The sequence below is a fragment of the Stenotrophomonas sp. 17(2023) genome (assembly GCF_030345315.1).
Taxonomy (GTDB): Bacteria; Pseudomonadota; Gammaproteobacteria; order Xanthomonadales; family Xanthomonadaceae; genus Stenotrophomonas; species Stenotrophomonas acidaminiphila.
In genome coordinates this window covers 2616652-2634775 of the sequence record NZ_CP128405.1, presented here as the reverse complement: position 1 = coordinate 2634775, position 18124 = coordinate 2616652, and the positions used below count along the sequence as shown (strand labels likewise).

Genomic DNA, 18124 nt, shown 5'->3' with positions numbered 1-18124 from the left:
CATGCGGGGCGTCCCCCAGTCATAGCGAATTCGGGTAACGAACAAAAATGCGCAAGCCACTCCCGCTTCATCCCCTGACGTTGTGCGTTCTGGCAAGCCTGGCCGCCTCTGCCGGCGTCCATGCCCAGACCAAGGAAGAAGGCAGCGATCGCAAGATCAGCGATCTCGCCACGGTCAGCGTCTCCGCCTCGCGCATCGACCGCCCCGACCTGGTGGCGCCGACGCCGACCCTGCCGATCACCGCCGAGGAGCTGAAGCTCGATTCGCGCACCAACATCGGCGCCGCGCTCAATGACCTGCCGCAGTTCCGCGCGACCAGTTCGCCGCAGACCACCGGCTCAAATACCGGTGCCGGCAACGCGCCGGTCGATCTGCGCGGCCTGGGCATCTCGCGCACCCTGGTGCTGCAGGACGGTCGCCGCATCTCCAGCGACAACGACCTGAACACGATCCCGTCGATCGTCGTCAAAAGCGTCGACGTGGTGACCGGCGGTGCCTCCGCGGCATGGGGGTCGGGTGCGGTCGGCGGCGTGGTCAACATCAGCCTGGATCACGATTTCGTAGGCTTCAAGGCGGGCGCCCAGGCCGGGCAGTCCACCTACAACGACGGCAAGGAAAAGCGCTTCGAGGCAGCCTGGGGCACGGATTTCGCCGATGGGCGCGGCCATTTCCTGGTCGGCGGCGAGTTCCTCGACAACGACGGCATCGTGCCGCGCAGTTCGCGCAGCCGGGCCGGTCGCTGGTCGACGTTGTCCATCGGCAACGGCCAGTACCAGTTGATGCCCGATGTCGGCTTCGCCGACGCGGGTTACGGCGGCCTGATCCTGTCCGGCGTGCTCAAGGGCAAGGCGTTCAACCCGGACGGTTCGCTGCGCGACTTCCAGTACGGCCGTGTCGTCGGTGCGCTGATGAGTGGCGGCGAGGGACCGTCGAACGACGACTACAGCCCGCTCAGCGCGCCGCAGAAGCGGTATTCGGTGCTCGCCAGCGGCCGCTACGATCTGAACGATGATGTGCGCCTGACAGCCTAGGTGCGCCACTCGCGGATGTACAACAACTACATCTGGTTCGGCGACCACAACCGCAACAACCTGGATATCGGCATCGACAACGCGTTCCTGCCGCAGCAGGTGCGCGAGGCGATGCAGCAGGCCGGCGAGACCAAGTTGCGCATCGGCCGCTTCAACAACGACATCAATTACCCACACATCGATTTCGAGCGCAAGACCACGCAGGCCACGCTCGCGCTGGACGGCTATGCCGGCGACTGGCGCTGGAGCGCGTACTACAGCCACGGCGAGGCCGAGGCGAACTTCGATACGCCGGGGTTCATCCTGCGCGAGGCATGGGCCAATGCCATCGATTCGGTGATCGATCCGTCCACCGGCAAGCCGGTGTGCCGCGTCAGCCTGGCCAACCCGGCGGTGCACTGCGTGCCGATCAACGTGTTCGGCGAAGGCGCGCCGTCGCAGGAGGCGATCGACTACGTCACCGGTACCCCGCAGCAGCGCGCCAGGACCACGCTGGACGTGTTTGGCGCCAGCCTGCGCGGCGAACCCTGGGAGCTGCCCGCGGGCCCGGTCTCGGTGGCGTTCGGCGTGGAGGGCCGGCGCGAGGCGATCGACCAGCGCGTCGGCGAACTGGACGCGGCCAAGGCGTTCCGTTCGTTCAATTTCAGTGCCATGAAGGGCTCGTTCAATGTCAAGGAGGCCTTCGGCGAGGTACTGGTGCCGCTGGTCAGGGACGTGCCCGGCCTGAACAACCTGGCGCTGAGTGCGGCCGCGCGCATCTCCGACTACAACACCACCGGCTCGATCTGGTCGTGGAAGCTCGGCTTCACCAATGAGTTCGTCGACGGCTTCCGCGGCCGCGTCGCCCGTTCCCGCGATATCCGCTCGGCCAACCTGGGCGAGCTGTTCACCACCACCACCACCACCGGCTGGAGCTACGTCACCGACCCGACCAACAACCAGACCGTCTATGCGTTGAGCAACGGCGGCGGCAACCCGGGGCTGCGTCCGGAAACGGCCGACACCCTGACCGCGGGGCTGAGCTGGTCGCCGCGGGCGGTCGAAGGGCTGGACCTGTCGGTGGACTATTTCAACATCGAAATCAAGGACGTGATCACCACGATCGGGCTGCAGGACATCCTCAACCGCTGCGCCGCCGGCAATGCCGAGCTGTGCAGCCGGGTCGAGCGCGACGCGGGAGGAAACATCACCCGCATCGTCTCCACCTACACCAACCTGTCCCAGTACAAGACCGACGGCGTCGACCTGGAAGCTTCCTACCGCCGCGACGCCCGCCTGTTCGGCGTGCCCGGGCGCCTGCGCCTGCGCACCCTGGCGACCTGGGTCAACAGTCTGAGCACGGACGACGGGGTCAAGCGGATGGAGTACGTGGGCTCGCAGGGCTACGCGTTCGGGCTGGGCGTGCCGAAGTGGCGCGCGGTTTCCAGCATCGCCTTCGACAGCGACGCCTTCTCGCTCAACGCGCGTGCGCGCTACCTGTCCGCAGGCGACTACGACCGCAACCAGAACATCGTCAACAACCGGATCGGCAGCTACGTGTACTACGACGTGGGCGGCGCCTACCGGCTGGGCGGCGAGGGCAGGGTCGAGCTGTATGCCAGCGCCAACAACGTCTTCAACAAGAAGGCGCCCATCGCCGCCACGTTCTCGCCCTATTACGACGTCATGGGGGCCTACTACACCGCCGGCGTGCGGGTGAAGTTCTGAGCGGCGCGGCCGCATACCGACAAGGAGCAGAAATGAATCATGCACTCCGTACCCTGCTGGCGGCGGCATTGGCCGTCGCCGGCAGTGCGGCCGCAGCGGTTCCGGTGCCGCCGGCGATCCATGCCGACGGCGTTCCCGCCATTCCCGCGGCGACCGCCGAGGCCAGCGCCCGCTACCTGGAGTACCGCCGTGCCGCCTTCCTTGGCTGGGACCCGCAGAACCGCTCGGTCCTGATGAAGACCCGCTTCGGCGGCACCGACCAGCTGCACAGCGTGCAGTCGCCCGGCGCCGCTCGCACCCAGCTCAGCTTCGAGGCCGAGCCGGTCCCCTTCGCCAGCCACGCCCCGGGCGACAGCGACCACCTGGTGGTGCAGAAGGACATCGGCGGCAACGAGTTCTTCCAGCTGTACCTGCTGAAGGACGGTCGCCTGGAGCTGCTGACCGACGGCAGGTCGCGCAACTGGTTCGGCAGCTGGAGCCGCGATGGCCGCCTGCTCGGTTACGCCTCCTCGCGGCGCAACGGCGCGGACATGGACCTCTACGTGCTGGACCCGGCCCGGCCAGGCAGCGACCGGATGGTCGCGCAGGTCAGTGGCGGCGGCTGGAACATCTCCGACTTCTCGCCCGACGGCGCGCGTGCGCTGGCCATCAACCGGCTGTCGATAAACCACGCCGTGCTGGCCGAGGTCGACCTGCGCAGGGGCGGGATGAAGGTGCTGACCCCGGCGCGCGGGCGCGCGTCCTATGCCGATGCGCGCTACGCCCGCGACGGCCGGATCTGGGTGCTGTCCAACCGCGATTCGGATTTCGTCCGGCTGGGCAAGCTGGACCCGCGCAGCGGTGCATTCGCCCCGGTCAGCCGCGAACCGCGCTGGGACGTGACCGACTATGCGGTATCGGACGACGAGCAGGTGCTGGCCTATGCGATCAACGACGCCGGCGTGTCGCGGCTGCGCGTGGGCGATGGCCAGGGTGCCAACCTGCGGCAAGTCGACGGCCTGCCCGACGGTGTCCTGGACTGGAGCATCGGCCAGCTGCTGCAGATCGCGCCATGGGGCGAGATCGGCCTGAGCCTGTCGTCGGCCAAGGTGCCCGGCGATGTCTATTCGGTGGACGCCAAAACACTGGAGGTCCGCCGCTGGACCCGCAGCGAGGCCGGTGGACTGGACCTGGAGCGCAACCGCGAGCCGGAGCGGGTGGAGGTCACCAGCTTCGACGGCGAGAAGGTGTCCGGCTTCCTGTACCGCCCCGATCCCGCCCGCTTCCCGGGCAGGCGTCCGTTGATCATGGACATCCATGGCGGCCCGGAAGGGCAGAGCCGGCCGGGTTTCCTCGGCGCCGACAACTATCTGCTCAATGAGCTCGGCGTGGCCCTGTTCCTGCCCAACGTGCGCGGTTCCTCGGGCTACGGCACCCGCTTCCTGGACCTGGACAACGGCCCCTGGAAACGCGAGGACTCGGTCAAGGACGTGGGGGCGTTCATCGACGCGCTGGCGGCCGATCCGGCACTGGACGCGGCCCGGTTCGCGGTCTACGGCTTCAGCTACGGCGGCTACATGTGCTACGCCTCGGCGGTGCATTACAGCGACCGCCTGCGCTCGGCCAGCTGCGCCGTCGCCATTTCCGACTTCGTCACCTTCCTGGAGAACACCCAGGCGTACCGGCGCGACCTGCGGCGCGTGGAGTACGGCGACGAGCGCGATCCGGCCCAGCGTGCCCGGCTGGCGGAGATATCGCCGTTGCGCAATGTCGGGAAGATCCGGATTCCGCTGATGGTCGCCGCCGGCGGCAACGATCCGCGGGTGCCGGCCTCCGAGGCCGAGCAGATCGTCAAGGCGCTGCGCGCGCAGGGTGGCGACGCCTGGCACGTGCTGGCGCGCAACGAAGGCCATGGCTTCCACAAGCGCGAGAACCGCGACTACATCTTCTGGGCCGGGATCGAGTTCTGGAAGAAGACGCTGCTCGCCCCGGCGGAGTAGGCGCCACGGCAGGCGTCGGCATCGGCCGGCGCCTCCGCTTCAGCGGTCGTCGTGCAGCTGGCCGCCGGGCAGGAACACCCAGGTGCGGGTGACCTGCAGGATGTCGATGTCGTCGCTGGTGCGCGGCAGCGGCGGGAACGGCTGCGCCAGTTCCACCACGCGCAGCGCGGCGGCGTCGAGCAGCGGCGTGCCGCTGCTGCGCAGGATGCGGCTGCTCTCCACGCTGCCGTCGCGGCGCACGCCCACGGTGATCACCACCTGGCCGCCGAGGCGGCGCTGGCGCGCTTCGTCCGGGTAGTTCAGGTTGCCCACGCGCTCGGCGCGGTCGACCCAGGCGCGCAGGTAGTTCGCGTACGCATATTCACGGGTGCTGGCCGAGACGAACTTGCGGTTCGGGCGCCTGGCGTACTGTTCCGAGCGCAGGTGCACCTCGGCGGCCAGTCGAGCCATCTCCGCGTCGCGCTGCTCGCGCGCGGTCATCGGCGCGTCCGGCTCGGGGCGTTCGGGCAGCGGCCGCGGCTGCGCCTGGGCCACCACCTCCTCGCCTTGGGTGCTGCTGACCACGCGCGCCTGCGGCGGTGGCGGTGCGGCGGCGGCCTGGCGTTGGGTCGGGACCGGCGCGATGCCGTCATCGGGGCGTGGCACGATGCCGGCCTGGCTGTCGCGCGGCCGTTGCGGCGTGTCGTGGTCGCCGCCGCCCTGCTGGTTGGCCTGGGCCAGGAAGTCGGCCTGCTCCGGCGTCAGCGGCGTGCTGGTCTGGCTGAAGATGACGTCCAGCGTCGGCACCAGCGGCGCGTTGCCGCCGACCGCGAAGCCCACGCCCAGGATCAGCAGCCCGTGCACCAGCAGCGAGAGCGTCAGCGTGGCGCCCAGCCGTTGCTGCTCGGTGATGCGTGCCGGCGGCGGCAGGGCATCCACGGGTACGCTCATCGCGGCAGGCTGGCCTCGATCGCGTCGAACAGCTGGCCGGCGATGTTCAGGCCGAACTGGGCGTCGAGTTCGCGGGCGCAGGTCGGGCTGGTGACATTGACCTCGGTGAGATAGTCGCCGATCACGTCCAGGCCGACGAAGCGCATGCCGCGCCGCTTCATCTCCGGGCCGACCTGGGCGGCGATCCAGCGGTCGCGCTCGCTCAGCGGGCGGCCTTCGCCACGGCCGCCGGCGGCGAGGTTGCCGCGGAATTCGTCGCCCTGCGGGATGCGCGCCAGGCAGTAGTCGACCGGCTCGCCGTCGATCAGCAGTATGCGCTTGTCGCCGGCGCTGATATCGGGGATGAAACGCTGCGCCAGCGCCAGCCGGCGGCCGCCGTCGGTAAGCGTCTCCAGGATCACGTTGAGGTTGGCGTCGCCGGTGCCGCTGCGGAAGATCGAACGCCCGCCCATGCCGTCCAGCGGCTTGAGCACGACCTGGCCGTGCTCCAGGGCGAAGGCCTTGAGCGCTGCGGCGCTGCGGCTGACCAGGGTCGGCGGGCAGCACTGCGGGAACAGCAGGGCGGCCAGCTTCTCGTTGTAGTCGCGCAGCCCCTGCGGGTCGTTGACCACGCAGGCGCCGGCGGCCTGGGCCACCGACAGCACCTGGGTGTCGTACAGGAACTCGCCGTCGAACGGCGGGTCCTTGCGCATCAGCACGATCTGGCCGGGGCCGAACGCGGTGCGGGTGTAGCTGCCCAGGGTGAACCAGCCGGCCGGGTCGTCGCGCACCTGCAGCGGCGCGGTGTCGGCCACGGCGGTGCCGCCTTCCAGCGCCAGCCCGCCGGGGCGCACGTAGTGCAGGCGGTGGCCGCGCCGCTGGGCCTCCAGCAGCATGGCGAAGGTGGTGTCCTTGGCGATCTTGATTTGGGCGATGGGGTCCATCACCACGATGACGTCCAGCATGATCCACGGCCTTTCGGGTCAGGCGGCGATGGTAGCGCCCCGGCACGACGGGCGCCCAGCGCCATGCGCGGTCCGGAGCGTTGCGGGGCTGAATGGCCCTGCGCAACGACTGCGATGGGGTTCACACTGCGCGCGGCGACGGCCCCGCGATGACGGCGGCCCTTGACAGTTTGCGGCCGGACTGGGATATAGACCGCTTTCGCAGCAGCTCCACGTTCAGATGGCGCGCTGCGCGCCCGGGGAAATCGCAATGGTTGAAAACATGGCTGCGGGTGGGGAACTCGCAGGGTTGAAGGTGATGGTCATCGACGATTCGAAAACCATCCGCCGCACCGCCGAGACACTGCTCAAGCGCGAGGGCTGCGAGGTCGTGACCGCGACCGACGGTTTCGAGGCATTGGCCAAGATCGCCGACCAGCAGCCGCAGATCATCTTCGTCGACATCATGATGCCGCGGCTGGATGGCTATCAGACCTGCGCGCTGATCAAGGGCAACCAGCTGTTCAAGTCCACGCCGGTGATCATGCTGTCCTCCAAGGATGGCCTGTTCGACAAGGCGCGCGGGCGCATCGTCGGCTCCGAGCAGTACCTGACCAAGCCTTTCACCCGCGAAGAACTGCTGGGCGCCATCCGTACATACGTCAACGCCTGACCAGGGGGTAAGGCACATGGCTCGAATCCTGTTGATCGAGGACTCACCGACCGACCGGGCGGTGTTCACGCAATGGCTGGAGAAGGCCGGGCACGAAGTGCTCGCCACCGACAATGCCGAGGATGGCCTGCAGCTGGCACGCAGCCAGGCGCCGCAACTGGTGCTGATGGACGTGGTGCTGCCGGGCATGAGCGGGTTCCAGGCCACGCGCGCGCTGTCGCGCGACGAGGCCACCCGCGGCATCCCCGTCCTGATCGTCAGTACCAAGAGCATGGAGACCGACATGGCCTGGGGCATGCGCCAGGGTGCGTCGGATTACGTGGTCAAGCCGCCGCGCGAGGATGACCTGATCGCGCGGATCAACAAACTGGTGGGTTGATGCGATCTCCCTTCGACATCCTCGAAGCTTATGAGCGGCGCAGCCTGGCGCACGCGGTGCAGCTGCCGGAACGGCATTTCTCGACGGACGTCTGGCGCGGCGTGGGCTACCGCATCGGCAGCCGGCGCCTGGTGTCCGATTTCCGCGAGGTGGTCGAGATCGTGCCGATGCCGCCGGTGACCCCGGTGCCGGGGGCACAGCCGTGGCTGCTGGGCGTGGGCAACCTGCGCGGCAACCTGTTTCCGGTGGTGGACCTGAAGTACTTCCTGGAAGGGCAGCGTACCGTCCAGCAGGAAGGCCACCGGGTGCTGATCATGCGCCAGACCGGCGGCGACGTCGCCATCAGCATCGATGAGCTCTACGGACAGCGCAGTTTCGAGCTGTCCACCGAGGTCCCGGCAGGCGACATCGCCCAGGGCCGCTACGCCCATTTCGTCGAGCGTGCCTTCAATGACGGCGACCACGACTGGGGGGTGTTCTCGCTTTCCCTGCTGTCGCGCACGCCTGAATTCCGGCAGGCCGCCGCCTGAGTGCGGGCCCGCCTTTCCGTATTGGATACCGAGGTCGAAACATGAGTACTGCTCCGGACGCCGCCAAGACCAGCAAGCTTGGCAACGTAAGTACCAATTTCTGGCTGGGCCTGCTGGTACTGTCGATGATCGTGTTCGGTGCCAACACCGGCGTGGCGACCTGGCAGGGCAGTCGCCTGGCCGGCGCCGGCACCGGTGCGGCCGACCTGCAGGTGCTGTCGCAGCAGCTGGCCAACCAGGGCCGCGAGGCGGTGGCCGGCAACCGTGCGGCCTACGCCGCGTTCAAGGACACCCGCGCCCGGGTCGACCGCACCGTGGGTGAGCTGCAGGGCCGGTTCGGCCAGGAGGCCGGCGTGGCCACGCCGCTGCGGCAACTGGTCGAGACCTGGCAGCCGCTGTCCAAGAACGCCGAGCAGATCGTGGCCAGCGAGCCTGCGGTGCTGGCGCTGGCCGGCAATGCCGACAATTTCGTCGGCGCGGTGCCGCAGCTGCAGGCGCAGCTGAACGAAGTGGTGCGCGCGATGACCGCCGGCGGCGCCCAGTCCAGCCAGATCTACAACGGCCTGCAGCAGGTCGTGGTGGTCGGCTCGATGGCCCGCCGCGTCACCGAAATCCGCGCCGGTGGCCCCGGCGCCAGCGGTGCCGGCGACGCGCTGGCACGCGACATGACCGTGTTCACCCAGGTGCTCGAAGGCCTGCGCAACGGCAGCGAGGAACTGGGCATCACCGCGGTGCGCAATCCCAACGCGCAGGTCGCGCTTGAGCAGTCGGCCACCCAGTGGGCCAAGATGAAGAAGGACGCCGACGCGATCCTGGCCAGTTCGCGCAACCTGTTCGCCGCGCAGTCCTCGGCCGCGGCGCTGGCCAGCGGTTCGGACCGCATGCTGGACAACAGCCGCAAGCTGTTCGACGCGTTCTCCGCGTTCGGCTCCACCCGCGACACCCGCATCTTCCCCAACTTCTGGTGGAGCGTGGTGTTCGGTGCGCTGTCGGTGCTGTCGATCATCGGCTTCGTTTGGAGCACGGTGCGCAGCCGCTCGCGCGAACAGGAGCTGCGCTACCAGACCCAGGTGGAATTCAACAGCCGCAACCAGCAGGCGATCATGCGGCTGCTGGACGAAATCAGCTCGCTGGGTGAAGGCGACCTGACGGTGAAGGCCTCGGTGACCGAGGACATGACCGGCGCCATCGCCGACGCGATCAACTACGCCGTGGACGAACTGCGTCACCTGGTGACCACGATCAACGACATCTCCAGCAAGGTGGCGGTGTCGGCGCAGGAAACCCAGGCCACCGCCATGCAGCTGGCCGAGGCCGCCGGCCACCAGGCCGACGAGATCACCAGCGCCTCGGACCGCATCGGCGAAATCGCCTCGTCCATCGAACAGGTGTCGCGCAACTCCAGCGAGTCGGCCGAAGTGGCGCAGCGCTCGGTGGTCATCGCCACCGAGGGTGCCGGCGTGGTGCGCCAGACCATCCAGGGCATGGACCAGATCCGCGACCAGATCCAGGAAACCTCCAAGCGCATCAAGCGCCTGGGCGAGTCGTCGCAGGAGATCGGCTCCATCGTGGAACTGATCAACGACATTTCCGAACAGACCAACATCCTGGCGTTGAACGCGGCCGTGCAGGCGGCATCGGCCGGCGAGGCGGGCCGTGGTTTCGCGGTCGTGGCCGACGAAGTGCAGCGACTGGCGGAACGCACCTCCGGCGCGACCCGGCGTATCGAAGGCCTGGTGCAGGCCATTCAGGCCGATACCAACGAGGCGGTGACCTCGATGGAGCAGACCACCGCCGAGGTGGTGTCGGGCGCGCGCCTGGCCGAGGACGCCGGTACCGCGCTGACCGAGATCGAACGCGTGTCCAACGCGCTCAACACCCTGATCAAGAACATCTCCATTGCCGCCCACCAGCAGGCCGCCGCCGCCACCGACATCACCCAGACCATGGGCGTGATCCGGCAGATCACCGGCCAGACCTCGCAGGGTGCAGGGCAGACCGCCGATTCGCTTGGACAGCTGAACCAGCTGGCGGCGGACCTGCGTCGTTCGGTGGCCGACTTCAAGCTTCCGGCCTGAACCGGTTGAACGGGCGGGGATGGAAAGGAACCAGCAGATGAAGTGTCGTCATACCGCACAACAGGGCCGCCCGGACGGCAAGCGAACCATGCTGCACGGGAGGGCGCGATGAATACCCTGCGCGATGCGATGAGCCACGCGGCGCTGGGCTGGGTCAAGCCGGAGCTGGACGAGACCCTGCGCCAGGCGCGCAGCGAGATCGAGTACTTCGTCGAGGATCCGGCCGACGCCAGCCGCATGCGCTTCTGCGCCGGCTACCTGCACCAGGTGCAGGGCACGCTGCGGATGGTCGAGCTGTATGCCCCGGCGATGGTGGCCGAGGAACTGGAACTGCTGGCCGACGCCGTGCGCGATGGCGCCGTGCCGGACCGCGACGAGGCCTGCGCCACCCTGATGCGCGGCACCGTGCTGCTGCCCGATTACCTCGAACGCCTGCAGAACGGCCACCGCGACATTCCGATCGTGCTGCTGCCGCTGCTCAACGAGATCCGCGCCGCGCGTGCCGCCGAAGGCATCAACGAAGGCGTGCTGCTGGCGTTCGATCCGGAAGCGGGCAAGGCCAGCGAGGCCGAGCTGGAGCATGCGCGCGGCAGCCTGCAGGGGCGCAACCGCGAGCTGCTGGATACGGTCGGCAATGCGGTCAAGGAAGAACTGCTGCGCATCAAGGACGCGCTGGACCTGCACGTGCGCATGGGCGGGGCCACCGCCGACCTGCAGACCCAGGTCAACGAGCTGGGCGCGGTATCCGACACGCTGGGCGTGATGGGGCTGGGCGTGGCCCGCGGCGTGGTCGCGCAGCAGCGCGACGCGCTGCGCGAGGTGGTCGATGGCAGCCGTCCCATCGACGACAACCTGCTGCTGGACATCGCCGGGGCGCTGCTCTACGTCGATGCCTCGCTGGACGACCAGGTCGCTTATCTCGGCGCCGCCCTGGAGGGCGACGAGGATCCTGCCGCGCTGGAGACCCGGCGCACGGTCGAGGTGCTGGCCCACGAGGCCATTGCCAACTTCGCCGCCGCGCGCGAGGCCTTCGTCGCCTTCATCGAGACGAATTGGGACCATGCACGCCTGCAGGACGTGCCGCGCCTGCTTGACGAGGTGTCCGGCGCGCTGCGCATGCTCGACCTGCGGGTACCGGCGGACTACATGAACGGCATCCGCCAGTACATCGGCGTGGAGCTGATCGGGCGCAAACGCATCCCCGGCGGGCGCCAGCTGGACACGCTGGCCGATGCCATGGCCAGCCTCGAGTACTACCTGGAAGCGCTGCGCGAGCGGCGTCCCGGTCGCGAGGAGATCCTCGACATCACCCGCAGCAGCCTGGAGGCGCTGCGCTACTGGCCGGTACCCGCTGCAGGCCGGTACGAGGACGCCGCCCCGGCGTTCACCATGGACGCCGCCCGCGAAGCACCGGAGCCGGCATCCCCGGTCGTCGCCGCCCCGGCACCGTTCGAAGCGCCGCAGGCGCCGGTCGAGGCACCCGCGCCATCCGCGCCATCGGCACCCACGCCGCTGGTGTTCGGCGACGCCATCCATGCGCCGCCGCCGTCGATTGCGCCGGCAGCGGCCGCCGAGCCGCCCGCATTGCCGTCGTGGAATACGGCCGACGGCTTCGGTGCCTTCGATCCTGTCGCTGCCGAAGGCGTACCCGCCAACGCCGAGGCGGACTTCAACGTCGCCCCGCTGGATTTCTCTGCCGATTCCGGCCTGGCGCTGGAGCCGTTCGCCGCCGGGTCCACCGGCGATGCGCGCGCGACCGATGCCGGTGCCCCGGCATTCCCCGGCATCGACGCAGGCGATGCCGAGCCGGAGGAATCCGTCGCACCGCTGTCCCTTGATGCAGCGGCGTTCGATTTCAGCGACGACGAGCCGGCCGCCAAGGCCGCGGCGGACCCGGCCGCAGCCGATGGCAGCAACGAAGCCGCCGCACCCGACCATGAGATCGCGGCGTTCCTGGCCGAGCTGGACAAGGCCGCTGCCTCGTTCGATCCGCTTGCCATCGAGACCAGCGTGCCCGCGGTCCCCCTCGTGGACGCGCCGGTGGCATCGGCCATGGAGGCCGGCGAAGGCGTGGACGGCGGGTTCGACAATGATGCCGAGCAGATCGACCAGGACATCCGCGATGTGTTCATCGAGGAGTTCGACGAGGAGCTGCAGAACCTGGGCCGGCTGCTGCCGGCATGGCGCGCCGCGCCCGAGAGCATGGAGCGCCTGCGCCCCGTGCGGCGCGTGTTCCATACGCTCAAGGGCAGCGGCCGGCTGGTCGGTGCGCGCATGCTGGGCGAGTTCAGCTGGAAGATCGAGAGCATGCTCAACCGCGTGCTCGATGGCAGCCGCCCGGCCAGCCCGGCGGTGGTCACGCTGGTGAGCCAGGCCTACGACGTGCTGCCGCAGTTCAATGCCGCCCTGCGCGGCAACGGTCGCATCCATGCCGATGTGGCGGGCATGCAGGACATCGCCGATCGCGTCGCGGCCGGCGAGGAAGCCTTCCACGTCGCCGGTGCGCCTGCCGCCGCGGCCACGCCTCCGCTTGCACCCGCAGCGCCTGCGCCCGCGGCCACCGGCGGTACGCCGGCTTCGGTGGACAGCGTACTGCGCGAGATCCTCGAAGCCGAGGTCGGCCAGCACCTGGCCACCGTCGAAGCGTGGCTGTCGCAGTCGCAGCCGCAGCCGCAACCGGTGAGCGAACAGCTGCTGCGCGCCGTGCACACCATGAGCGGCGCCTTCGCCATGACCGAGGTGCCCGAGATCACCGCGGTGACCGCGCCGGTCGAGTCGTTCGTCAAGCGCTCGCTCGCCAATGCCGTGGTGCCCAGTGCCGATGGCGTCGCCGCGCTCGGCGAGGCCGCCACCGCGGTGGCCACCACCATCACCGCGCTGCAGGCCCCGTCGCCGTTGATCCCGTCGTTCGCGCCGCTGGCCGCACGCCTGCGTGAGCTGGCCGACGCCCTGCCGGAGGCGCCATGGCCGCCGCAGGCGCACGAGGAATTCGACGCCCCCGCCGATGCCATGCCGGTTGCCTCCACGCCGGATGCAGCCGCGGAACCGGAGCCGCTGCCGGTGGCCGAGGAACTGGCCAGCATCAGCGACCTTTCCGCTTATTTCGATCCGGCACTGCTGGAGGCCTCGTTCGCGGATGTTCCCGCGCACGACGCCAATGCCCGCCAGGACGCGCCCGCCACTGCGGTGGACGAGACGATTGCGCTGCAGGTCTTCGAGTGGCCGGAGGAAGATGCCGGCGCAGGCGAGGCGGAAGCCACGACTGCCGCCGCAACCGGGACCGACTCCGGGTTCTCCAGTGCGCTGCAGGACGGGGCGGCAACCGGACCGGAGCAGGACGACACGGTCGATGACGCCGGTATTCCGCTGCAGCTGGATGACATGGAGCAGGAAATCCAGATAAGCGCCGACTTCGTGTCGGAGCCGGTGCTGGACGCCACTCCGATTGCTTTCGAGTCGATCGAGCCGAACGAGCCGATGCAGGCGACGCCGCCTGCGGACGGGATCGACGCCGTTGCGACCGATGCGGAACTCGCCTCCGTGCAAGTGGCGACGGACGGCACCTTCGCAGTGCAGGACGAAGCACACCACGACGACACCGTCGCCGGGTCTGAGGCCGCTGCCGCGGCGCCGATCGAGATCGAACAGGAGATGGCCGCCATGCCGACGCCGTCGCTGGATGCCGTCGAGCCGGTGGAGCCACCGACCGGGCAGGGCGAGGCTGCGGCCGACGCCGTGCCGGCGGAGACCGTCCTCGAGGCCGGAATCGAAACCGAAGCTGCGAGCGAAGCCGAGGCAGAAGCCGAACCCGGACCCGAACCAGAAGTCGAAGCGCAGGCAGGAGTGGAAGCGGAAGCCGAGGCCGAGGCCGAGGTACAGGTCGAGCTGGCGCCGCTGACGCCGCCGGTGCAGGAGGCCGAGTCGCCTGCGGTCGCCGCGGAAGCGGCGGCATTCGATGCCGGCCCGCTCGACTTCGACGACCTTGACCGCGAACTGGTCGATATCTTCGTCGAGGAAGGCAAGGACCTGCTCGACCATTGCGACCGTCTCATCAGCGAGCTGCGCTCGGCGCCGGAAGACCGCGAACTGCTGGCCGGGCTGCAGCGCGACCTGCATACGCTCAAGGGCGGTGCGCGGATGGCCGGCATCAACGCCATCGGCGACCTCGGCCACGGCATCGAGTCGCTGCTGGAAGCGGTGGCGGCCAGCCGTACCGAGATCGGCCGCGGCGATGTGCAGTTGCTCGAGCGCGGCTTCGACCGCCTGCACCAGTTGCTGATCCGCACCGGCGCACACCGCGCGGTGCAGATGCCGGTCGATCTCATCGAGGCGTTCGAGGCGCGTACCGCCGGTGGCGAAGCGCTGGAAGCGGCCGCGCCGGTGGACGCCGTGCCGCAGTCGCCGCAGGCCGTTGCAGCGACCCCCGTCGAGGTGCTCGAGGCAGCGGCCGAACCGGAATGGCAGGCGGCGAGCGCCGCAGCCGATCCGGCAGCGCCGTCGCCGGCCGATGCCGCAGTCGATGTGGCGGCGGACAGCGAAGCTGTTGCCGAAGTTGAAGCCGTCACCGAAGTCGAAATCGAAGTCGGCGCCGACGCCGACGTCGTTGCAGCGCCGGCGACCGCGGTCGAATCCCGGCCGCTGCCTGCCGCGGCCATCGCCAGCGAACCGCTGTCGCCGCCCGTGGTCGAGGCCCAGGCCGTGGACGAGGAGGGGACGACCCGCACCCAGGAACAGGTGCGTGTGCGCGCCGACCTGCTCGACCGCCTGGTCAACCACGCCGGCGAGGTCGCGATCTACCGCTCGCGCCTGGAGCAGCAGTTGGGCGCGTTCCGCAGCGCCATGGGCGAGCTGGACCGCACCAACGCCCGCCTGCGCGACCAGCTGCGCCGCCTGGACCTGGAAACCGAGGCGCAGATCGTCGCCCGTTACCGTCGCGAGCAGGAGCAGGCCGACCAGGCGTTCGATCCGCTGGAGCTGGACCGCTTCTCGACCCTGCAGCAGCTCAGCCGCGCGCTGAACGAATCGGCGGCCGACCTGGGTGGCCTGCAGGGCGTGCTCGACGACCTGTCGCGCAACTACGACGCCCTGCTGCAGCAGCAGTCGCGCGTCAGCTCGGAACTGCAGGACGGCCTGATGCGCGCGCGCATGGTGCCGTTCGATGGCCTGGTGCCGCGCCTGCGTCGCGTGGTGCGGCAGGCCGCGCAGGACATCGGCAAGCAGGTGCACCTGAACCTGGAAGGCACCCACGGCGAACTCGACCGCAACGTGCTCGACCGCATGGTCGCCCCGCTGGAGCACATGCTGCGCAACTCCGTGGCCCATGGCCTGGAAACGCCGGAGCAGCGCCTGGCCGCCGGCAAGCCGGAAGAGGGCGCCATCACCCTGCGCCTGCGCCGCGAAGGTTCGGAAATCGTGCTGGAAGTGGCCGACGACGGCGCCGGCCTGGACCGCGAGGCGATCCGTCGCCGCGGCGAGCAGCGTGGCCTGATCCAGCCCGGCGAGCAGGTGGAAGACGCGCGCCTGGACAACCTCATCTTCGCCTCCGGTTTCAGCACCAGCGAGCAGGTCAGCCAGCTCGCCGGCCGCGGCGTGGGCATGGACGTGGTACGCAACGAGGTGCGCCAGCTCGGTGGTTCGGTGGACATCCACTCGGTACGCGGCGAAGGCGTCACCTTCACCCTGCGCCTGCCGCAGACCCTGGCCGTCACCCAGGCCGTGTTCGTGCGCATCGGCGAAACCACTTTCGCGGTGCCGGTGGCATCGGTCAGCGGTATCGGCCGCATCGCCCGCGAGCGTTTCGAGTCGGGCCAGGGCGGTTACCACTACAACGGCGAGGACTTCGCGCTGCACGATCTCGGTACGCTGGTCGGGCAGGCCGCGGCCAAGGCCGAAGGCCAGCCGCAGATCCCGCTGCTGCTGGTGCGCGCCGGCGACCTGCGCGCTGCCGTGGCGATCGACCAGGTGCTGGGCAACCGCGAAATCGTGGTCAAGCCGGTGGGCCTGCAGATCGCCTCGGTTCCGGGCATCTACGGTGCCACCATCACCGGCGAAGGCAATGTCGTGGTGATCCTGGACGTCGCGCCGCTGGTGCGTCGCCACCTGTCGCAGCCGCAGCAGCCGGTGGAAGTGGCCACGGTCGGCCAGCAGCGCCATGTGCCGCTGGTGATGGTGGTGGACGACTCGCTGACCATGCGCAAGGTCACCGGCCGCGTGCTGGAGCGCCACAACTTCGAAGTGGTGGCCGCGCGCGATGGCGTCGAGGCGCTGGAACGGCTCGAAGAACGCGTGCCGGACCTGATGCTGCTGGACATCGAAATGCCGCGCATGGATGGCTACGAGCTGGCCACCGCGATGCGCGCAGACCCGCGTTACAAGGAAGTGCCGATCGTGATGATCACCTCGCGCAGTGGCGACAAGCACCGCCAGCGCGCATTCGAGATCGGCGTGCAGCGCTATCTCGGCAAGCCGTACCAGGAGCTGGATCTGATGCGTAATGTCTACGACCTGCTGGGGATCGCCCGTGTCCGCGAGTGACCGCTCCACCGCCAGGCCCGTGGCCCTGCTGGCGCGGCCCGGCGTGGCCCGCGACCGGCTGAGGGAAGCCGTGCTCGCCGCCGGCGGCGCACTGGTCCTGGAAGAGGACCCGGGCGCGCTGGACCCGGCCGTGTTGCAGGCGGTGGGGCCGGCGATGGTGCTGGTGGCGCTCGAACCCGCGCTCGAAGACGCGCTGGAGCGCCTTGCCCCGGCCCTGGAGGCTCCGCAGCTGGAGCTGATGTTCGAGGAAGCCGAACTGGCCGCGCGCCGCGAAGGCTGGGATGCGCAGCGTTGGACGCGCCACCTTGCCGCCAAGCTGCAGGGCCACGACCAGGTGTTGCCGCCCGGGCAGGAAGACGAAGCCTTGCCGCTGCCCGAGCCGGGCATGCCCGAGCGCCCGGCCGAGCGCCATGCCGACGCACCGCTGCAGTTCCATGTCGAGGAAGCGGCGCAGCACCTGGACGAAGTTCCGGTCGACACGCTCTATGCGCCGCCGCCGGCTGGCCACGAGCGTCCCGAGGTGCTGAGCTTCGAGGAACTGATGGCGATGGCGCCGGCCAGGGCCGAACCTGCCACCGGGCCGGCCGTGCCGCCCGAACTGCCACCGCTGGAGGATGCCCCGGCGCCGGCCGCCGCTGGCAACCCCACCCTGCCCGGCAGTTTCCATGAATGGTCGCTGCTCGACGACGATGCCTATGTCGCGCCCGCTGCGGCCGTCCCGCCGGCCGTGGCCGTCGCCCCGGCGCAGATCGAGGCCGCGGACGCGATCGACACCGGCGCGCTGTCGCTGGTCGCGCTGGAAGCGGACGCCGGGGCCGCCGCGCAGGGCGCGGTGCTGCTGCTGGCCGGCATCGGCGGGCCGGACGCGGTGCGGCGCCTGCTGGGCGCGCTGCCGGACGATTTCCCGCTGCCGGTCCTGGTGCAGATGCGCCTGGACGGTGGCCGCTACGCCAACCTGGTCAAGCAGATGTCGCGCGTCGCCGTGTTGCCGGTCGGCCTGGCCGAAGCCGGGCAGGCGCTGGAAGCCAGCAATGTCTACGTGCTGCAGGACGGTGTCGGGGTGACCGCGCAGGCCGGTGGGCTGCGCTTCGCCGATGGAACGGCGCCGGTGCTGCAGGCGTTGGCGGCGGATCGCTCGGCGGTGGTGATGCTCAGTGGCGCCGACCCGTCGCTGGTGCCGGAGGCGCTGGCATTCGCCGAGCGCGGCGGCTGGGTGGCGGGACAGAGCGGCGATGGCTGCTACGACCCGGAAGCCGCCAGCCAGCTGGCCGTGGCCGGGCATCCGGCCGGGCCGCCGGAGTACCTCGCCGGCGAGCTGGTCCAGCGCAGCTACGGCTGAGCCGCACACGATCAAGGAACC

Annotated in this window: 11 protein-coding genes; 9 read left to right on the top strand and 2 right to left on the bottom strand. The window is 69.7% G+C overall.

Features of this window, described 5'->3' with window-relative positions; translation table 11 throughout:
- The first annotated feature begins 47 nt into the window (after nucleotides 1-47).
- Genes QQA12_RS11895 through QQA12_RS11885 form a run of 3 tightly spaced genes read left to right on the top strand, consistent with a single transcriptional unit; the run spans nucleotide 48 to nucleotide 4717 of the window.
- A complete protein-coding gene (locus QQA12_RS11895; protein ID WP_226049410.1) occupies nucleotides 48-1031 on the top strand; it encodes a TonB-dependent receptor plug domain-containing protein in 984 nt (327 codons plus the stop codon).
- A gap of 15 nt (nucleotides 1032-1046) precedes the next feature.
- Complete coding sequence (locus QQA12_RS11890; RefSeq protein ID WP_233324863.1) at nucleotides 1047-2738, top strand: TonB-dependent receptor; 1692 nt, start codon at nucleotides 1047-1049, stop codon at nucleotides 2736-2738.
- 32 nt (nucleotides 2739-2770) lie between these two features.
- Entirely contained in the window at nucleotides 2771-4717 is a 1947-nt protein-coding gene (locus QQA12_RS11885; protein ID WP_226049408.1) for a prolyl oligopeptidase family serine peptidase, read from the top strand.
- A gap of 39 nt (nucleotides 4718-4756) precedes the next feature.
- On the opposite strand, the gene QQA12_RS11880 is transcribed toward QQA12_RS11885, so the two are convergent.
- On the bottom strand, nucleotides 4757-5647 hold the full coding sequence (locus tag QQA12_RS11880) for an energy transducer TonB (RefSeq protein ID WP_054667146.1): 891 nt from the start codon (nucleotides 5645-5647) through the stop codon (nucleotides 4757-4759).
- Nucleotides 5644-6594 carry a glutathione synthase gene (gene gshB / locus QQA12_RS11875; RefSeq protein ID WP_226049941.1) on the bottom strand — a complete coding sequence of 317 codons (951 nt, stop codon included), beginning with the start codon at nucleotides 6592-6594 and terminating at the stop codon, nucleotides 5644-5646. Before gshB ends, QQA12_RS11880 begins: the two co-directional genes overlap by 4 nt.
- Before the next feature lie 247 nt (nucleotides 6595-6841).
- On the opposite strand from gshB, the gene pilG reads away from it, so the two are divergent.
- The 6 genes from pilG to QQA12_RS11845 all read left to right on the top strand — a co-directional run bounded on the left by pilG (nucleotide 6842) and on the right by QQA12_RS11845 (nucleotide 18103).
- A complete protein-coding gene (gene pilG, locus QQA12_RS11870; protein ID WP_054667142.1) occupies nucleotides 6842-7243 on the top strand; it encodes a twitching motility response regulator PilG in 402 nt (133 codons plus the stop codon).
- Nucleotides 7244-7259: 16 nt separating this feature from the next.
- Entirely contained in the window at nucleotides 7260-7622 is a 363-nt protein-coding gene (locus tag QQA12_RS11865; RefSeq protein ID WP_054667141.1) for a response regulator, read from the top strand.
- Nucleotides 7622-8152, top strand: a complete 531-nt coding sequence (locus QQA12_RS11860) for a chemotaxis protein CheW (RefSeq protein WP_054667139.1) — start codon at nucleotides 7622-7624, stop codon at nucleotides 8150-8152. Before QQA12_RS11865 ends, QQA12_RS11860 begins: the two co-directional genes overlap by 1 nt.
- 41 nt (nucleotides 8153-8193) lie before the next feature.
- Nucleotides 8194-10230, top strand: a complete 2037-nt coding sequence (locus tag QQA12_RS11855) for a methyl-accepting chemotaxis protein (protein WP_054667137.1) — start codon at nucleotides 8194-8196, stop codon at nucleotides 10228-10230.
- Between the two features lie 108 nt (nucleotides 10231-10338).
- Nucleotides 10339-16764 carry an Hpt domain-containing protein gene (locus tag QQA12_RS11850; RefSeq protein WP_226049407.1) on the top strand — a complete coding sequence of 2142 codons (6426 nt, stop codon included), beginning with the start codon at nucleotides 10339-10341 and terminating at the stop codon, nucleotides 16762-16764.
- Nucleotides 16751-18103, top strand: coding sequence for a chemotaxis protein CheB (locus QQA12_RS11845; protein ID WP_056931288.1), 1353 nt, complete (start codon nucleotides 16751-16753; stop codon nucleotides 18101-18103). The genes QQA12_RS11850 and QQA12_RS11845 overlap by 14 nt, the downstream gene beginning before the upstream one ends.
- Nucleotides 18104-18124: the final 21 nt, after the last annotated feature.

Bases quoted from the DNA above. Each gene is read 5' to 3' on its own strand.
- QQA12_RS11895 (WP_226049410.1), top strand. From the start codon at position 48: ATGCGCAAGCCACTCCCGCTTCATCCCCTGACGTTGTGCGTTCTGGCA.
- QQA12_RS11890 (WP_233324863.1), top strand. From the start codon at position 1,047: ATGTACAACAACTACATCTGGTTCGGCGACCACAACCGCAACAACCTG.
- QQA12_RS11885 (WP_226049408.1), top strand. From the start codon at position 2,771: ATGAATCATGCACTCCGTACCCTGCTGGCGGCGGCATTGGCCGTCGCC.
- QQA12_RS11880 (WP_054667146.1), bottom strand. From the start codon at position 5,647: ATGAGCGTACCCGTGGATGCCCTGCCGCCGCCGGCACGCATCACCGAG.
- pilG (WP_054667142.1), top strand. From the start codon at position 6,842: ATGGTTGAAAACATGGCTGCGGGTGGGGAACTCGCAGGGTTGAAGGTG.
- QQA12_RS11865 (WP_054667141.1), top strand. From the start codon at position 7,260: ATGGCTCGAATCCTGTTGATCGAGGACTCACCGACCGACCGGGCGGTG.
- QQA12_RS11860 (WP_054667139.1), top strand. From the start codon at position 7,622: ATGCGATCTCCCTTCGACATCCTCGAAGCTTATGAGCGGCGCAGCCTG.
- QQA12_RS11855 (WP_054667137.1), top strand. From the start codon at position 8,194: ATGAGTACTGCTCCGGACGCCGCCAAGACCAGCAAGCTTGGCAACGTA.
- QQA12_RS11850 (WP_226049407.1), top strand. From the start codon at position 10,339: ATGAATACCCTGCGCGATGCGATGAGCCACGCGGCGCTGGGCTGGGTC.